This is a genomic window from Polaromonas sp. P3_C2 (assembly GCF_056402675.1).
The window spans coordinates 1-4,280 of record NZ_JBFUGX010000359.1; the positions used below are offsets into that span (position 1 = coordinate 1).

The window sequence follows — 4,280 nt, forward strand, 5'->3', positions numbered from 1 at the left end:
ACGTGCAACTGGCCGACATGCAGATCGTTGTCATCAGCGGCTTGCCTCCCGACGCCATTGCGGCACGCGGAGGCTTGCCCCAGCACGCCCACCTGCTGAAAAAACCTGTCAACTTTGAATGGCTGCACGGCTACCTCACCGCTTTGGTGACGGCTAACCGGAAGTGGAGGGCTTGAGCCCCCACGCTTTTCACTTCGCCTTCGGCTTCGTGTAATGCGCTGCCCCCCGAGGGGGCGCTGCGCCTGCGGTCTGGCAAAGCCAGTCCCGCGGCCCCTGCTGGTAAAGAAGGGGCCCCACAGCCATCCATTGCATTCTTATGTGCCTAGTCGGGCTGCGGACCAATCCTGGCGAGCGCGAGAAGCTACTAAAAACATAGCGCGTGTCTTGACCCCGCTTACGGACTAACGCTACTGAAACGGTAAATCCCGTCGGCGTCCAGCCGCCGCGTGAGCTTTTCTCCAAACCACAGTGCGTGCAAGTGCGCCACGGCTTCGCCCATGGCGAAGGTGGTCTGGTGCAGGTCCAGCTTGCGGGGGAACATGATGGGCAGGATGTCGGCGGCACTACAGGGCGCGGCGGTGCAGGCCGTCATCACTTCGGCCAGGCGGTCTCGGTGGTGGTCGTGCAGCTGGCCTATGCGTGTATGCAGCCCGTGAAAGGGTTTGCCGTGGGAGGGCAGCACCAACGTGTCTTCAGGCAGCGGCAGGAATTTGTCGATGGACTCAAGAAACAGCGTGAGCGCGTTCGATTCCGGCTCCATGTCGTAAACGCTGACATTGGTTGAAATGCGCGGCAACACCATGTCGCCGCTGATGAGGGTGTCCAGCGCTTCGCAGTGCAGCGCGATGTGTTCGGGTGCATGGCCGTAGCCGCTGATGCAGCGCCAGTCGCGCCCGCCGATTCGCACCGTCATGCCGTCCATGATGCGGACGTAGCTGGCCGGCACGGCCGGCACCATGCCGGGGTAGTAGCTGGCCCGGCCGCGGATTTTCTCGACGGATTCCGGATCCACCAGTCCGTGCGCGGCAAAAAAGCGCGCGGCGCTTTCCCCGCCGAAACCCGTGGTGCTTTGTGAGCCGATGCGGGCCGAAAGATAGTCGGTGGCGCTGATCCACAACATGCACACCCGTTTGGGCGTGGTCCAGCGTTCGCAGAGCCAGTGCGCCAGCCCGATATGGTCGGGGTGCATGTGCGTCACGATGACACGCAGCACCGGCATGCCTTCCAGCTGGGTGGCAAAAATCGCCTCCCACTGCGCTTTGGACTCTTCCCGGCTGATGCAGCAGTCCACGATGGTCCAGCCCTGTATCTTCGCGCCCGCCCGGTCCGGGTCGTCCATCTCGTCGCGCAGCAGCCACAGGTTGATGTGGTTCAGCGCGAAGGGCAGGGCCATGCGTATCCACTTGACGTCCGGCGCCACCTCCATGGCCATGCCCGACTCGGGCAGGGTGTCTCCAAAGGGGTAATCCAGTTGCTGCTCAAGGAGGTTCATGTCATCATTCGCGGTATATTTGACGTTTACGTAAACGTCATACACAACCATTGTAGGGACCGCGCCTGTTTCGCGCTGTCGCCCGCGTTTGCAAAGACCACATCATGGCCACTACCTACACCATCAGCGACCTGGCAAAAGAGTTTGACCTGACGACGCGCGCCATGCGTTTTTACGAAGACATGGGCTTGCTGCAGCCCCAGCGCGAAGGGGCGGGCGGACGCAACCGCGTGTACACCGCGCGTGACCGTACCCGGCTCAAGCTTACCCTGCGCGCCAAGCGTTTGGGCCTGTCGCTGACCGAGGCCAAGGACATCATCGACATGTACGACAGCCCGCGCGACACCGGGCCGCAGCTGCGCAAGTTCCTCGCCATCCTGGCGCAGCACCGCGCACAGCTGGAGGAGCAGATGACCGAACTGCAGGGCAACCTCGAAGAGGTGAAAACGCACGAGCGCGAGGCCAAGGCGCTGCTGGCGAAACTTGAGAAAGCGAAGCAGGCGGCGTAGCGGTGACCTGCTTTGCGACTAGCCCCATGACGATCGATTCCCTGCGCCGCGCGGCCCTGGTCCTGTTCGCGGTGGGCCTGCCCGCCCTCGCGGCGGCCCAACAGGGATGCACCGGTTCATTCCTCAACCCCCAGCAGCGATTTCCGTTCAATGAAGCGCGGGCGGCCGGTGCGCCGGCGGTGTTCGGCCATGGCCTGCCATTGGAGAACGTGACGTATCGCGTTGCCGGGGATCCCGAAGCCCATTCGCTCGAGGAGTACCTTACCCGTTTCTGCACGACGGGGTTTCTCGTCCTGCATGAGGACCGGATCGTCTATGAGCGATACCTGCAGGGAACCGGCACCCAGGACGCGCTGCTCTCGGCGTCCATGTCGAAGACGATCCTGTCGCTGCTGGTCGGCGTGGCAGTCGCGGAAGGCAAGCTGGCGCTGGGCACCACCGTCAGGCAGGTCTTGCCCGGCTTCGGAGCCAGCGCATTTGCCGACGACACGGTGGAGGATCTGCTGCGGATGGCCACCTCGGCCAAGCTTCATGCCGCCTACGAGGCGGGCGCGATATCGGACAACCGCGCGACCGACCCCACCGTCTCGCCGCGCCAGAGCATGCGGCGCTACCTGCAGGAGAGGACGGATCGATCCCCCGCCGGCAAGACCTTCAGCTACAACGGCGCGGTGAGCGCGTTGCTCGGCCTCATGCTGAGCGAACGTACGGGCGTGAGCAACACCGCATATCTGGAGGACAGGATGTGGTCGCGCCTCGGGGCCGAGGGCAGCGGCTTCTGGATCAAGAATTTCCATGGCGAGGAGGGTGTTCAAGGCCAGTTCGCCGCGCGCCTGCGCGACTACGGCCGGCTGGGGACGCTGGTGCTGAACCGGGGGCAGGCGGCAGGCGGGCAGGTCGTGCCCGCCGCATGGATCGACGAGATGGTCATGCTACGGCCGGACAAGCCGCAGCCCAAGGGGGCCCCGTTCTATGGGTTGCACGTCTGGATTCCACAGGCGGCCGGCGGCCGGTCCTTTTTCTGGGGTGTCGGCGGCCAGAATATCTTTGTCGATCCCGTCGCCCGCATGGTGATTGTCCATACGGGCAATTCACGGGAAGCGCAATTTGCCGGCGATGCGCATCTCTTTCCCCTTCGGGACGCGATCGCACGGACGCTCAGGTCGCGCGCGAAGCTTTCACCGCCCTTGGACAGCGCTTCCGCCAGCAGGCATAATTGACGTTTACGTAAACGTCAACTAAAACAAGAGCCGCCTTTTATCCGTTCAAAGGGTCTTCCATGGATGCAACCGCCGCACCGTCCACACTGTTTCGCCGCATTGAAGCCAGCTTTCTGCGCCAGGGCCTGATGCAGCACCTCGGTGCGCGCCTGCTGCGCGTGGAGCCCGGCCTGTGCGAGGTGGCCCTGCCCTATTCGGAGCACGTCACGCAGCAACAAGGCACTTTCCACGGCGGCGCCATGGGCGCGCTGGCCGATATCGCCGGTGGTTACGCCGCGCTGACCATGGCTGCGGAAGATTCCGAGGTCACCACGGTCGAATACAAGATCAACTTCATGGCCGGTTTCAGGGACGGCGAGCTGCGCGCCCTGGGCCGCGTCGTCAAGGCCGGCAAGCGCATCATCGTCACGACCGCTGAAGTCACGCACGTCGGCGCAGCGGGCAAGGAAAGCGCCTGCGCGCTGATGCAGCAGACGCTGGTGCCCGTGCCCAAGACCTACTAATCCAATCCCGTCATACGACTTCAGAAAGCCCACCATGACCAACATGCCCGGACTCAACTTCATGCTCGGTGAAGACATCGACGCCCTGCGCGACGCCGTGCGCGAATTCGCGCAGGCCGAAATCGCCCCGCGCGCCGCCGAGATCGACCGCAACGACCAGTTCCCGATGGACCTGTGGAAAAAAATGGGCTCGCTCGGCGTGCTCGGCATCACCGTGGGTGAGGAATACGGCGGCGCCAACATGGGCTACCTGGCCCACATGATCGCCATGGAAGAAATCAGCCGCGCCAGCGCCTCGGTGGGCTTGTCGTACGGCGCGCACAGCAACCTCTGCGTCAACCAGATCAAGCGCAACGGCACCGATGAGCAGCGCAAAAAATATTTGCCCAAGCTCATCACGGGCGAGCACGTGGGTGCGCTGGCCATGAGCGAACCCGGCGCCGGCAGCGACGTCATCAGCATGAAGCTCAAGGCCGAAGACAAGGGCGGCTACTACCTGCTCAACGGCAGCAAGATGTGGATCACCAACGGCCCCGATGCCGACACCCTGGTGGTC

At 63.7% G+C, this 4,280-nt stretch carries 5 protein-coding genes; 4 read left to right on the forward strand and 1 reads right to left on the reverse strand.

Annotated features, from left to right (window positions below):
- Positions 1–394 precede the first annotated feature (394 nt).
- Positions 395–1,492, reverse strand: coding sequence for an MBL fold metallo-hydrolase (locus AC1DWI_RS14970; RefSeq protein ID WP_477670104.1), 1,098 nt, complete (start codon positions 1,490–1,492; stop codon positions 395–397).
- Positions 1,493–1,596: 104 nt separating this feature from the next.
- On the opposite strand from AC1DWI_RS14970, the gene AC1DWI_RS14975 reads away from it, so the two are divergent.
- From AC1DWI_RS14975 to AC1DWI_RS14990, 4 genes are all read left to right on the forward strand, one after another.
- Positions 1,597–2,001 carry a MerR family transcriptional regulator gene (locus AC1DWI_RS14975; protein WP_457282826.1) on the forward strand — a complete coding sequence of 135 codons (405 nt, stop codon included), beginning with the start codon at positions 1,597–1,599 and terminating at the stop codon, positions 1,999–2,001.
- Between the two features lie 26 nt (positions 2,002–2,027).
- The gene (locus AC1DWI_RS14980) at positions 2,028–3,221 is read left to right on the forward strand and encodes a serine hydrolase domain-containing protein (protein ID WP_477670103.1); all 1,194 of its coding nucleotides are present in this window, start codon (positions 2,028–2,030) and stop codon (positions 3,219–3,221) included.
- A gap of 59 nt (positions 3,222–3,280) precedes the next feature.
- Positions 3,281–3,724, forward strand: coding sequence for a PaaI family thioesterase (locus tag AC1DWI_RS14985; protein ID WP_477670102.1), 444 nt, complete (start codon positions 3,281–3,283; stop codon positions 3,722–3,724).
- A 34-nt stretch (positions 3,725–3,758) separates the two neighbouring features.
- Positions 3,759–4,280: acyl-CoA dehydrogenase family protein (locus tag AC1DWI_RS14990; protein WP_477725117.1), on the forward strand; the 522-nt coding region annotated here is incomplete at its 3' end.

Coding starts and splice junctions, on each gene's coding strand:
- AC1DWI_RS14970 (WP_477670104.1), bottom strand. CDS start 1,492: ATGAACCTCCTTGAGCAGCAACTGGATTACCCCTTTGGAGACACCCTG.
- AC1DWI_RS14975 (WP_457282826.1), top strand. CDS start 1,597: ATGGCCACTACCTACACCATCAGCGACCTGGCAAAAGAGTTTGACCTG.
- AC1DWI_RS14980 (WP_477670103.1), top strand. CDS start 2,028: ATGACGATCGATTCCCTGCGCCGCGCGGCCCTGGTCCTGTTCGCGGTG.
- AC1DWI_RS14985 (WP_477670102.1), top strand. CDS start 3,281: ATGGATGCAACCGCCGCACCGTCCACACTGTTTCGCCGCATTGAAGCC.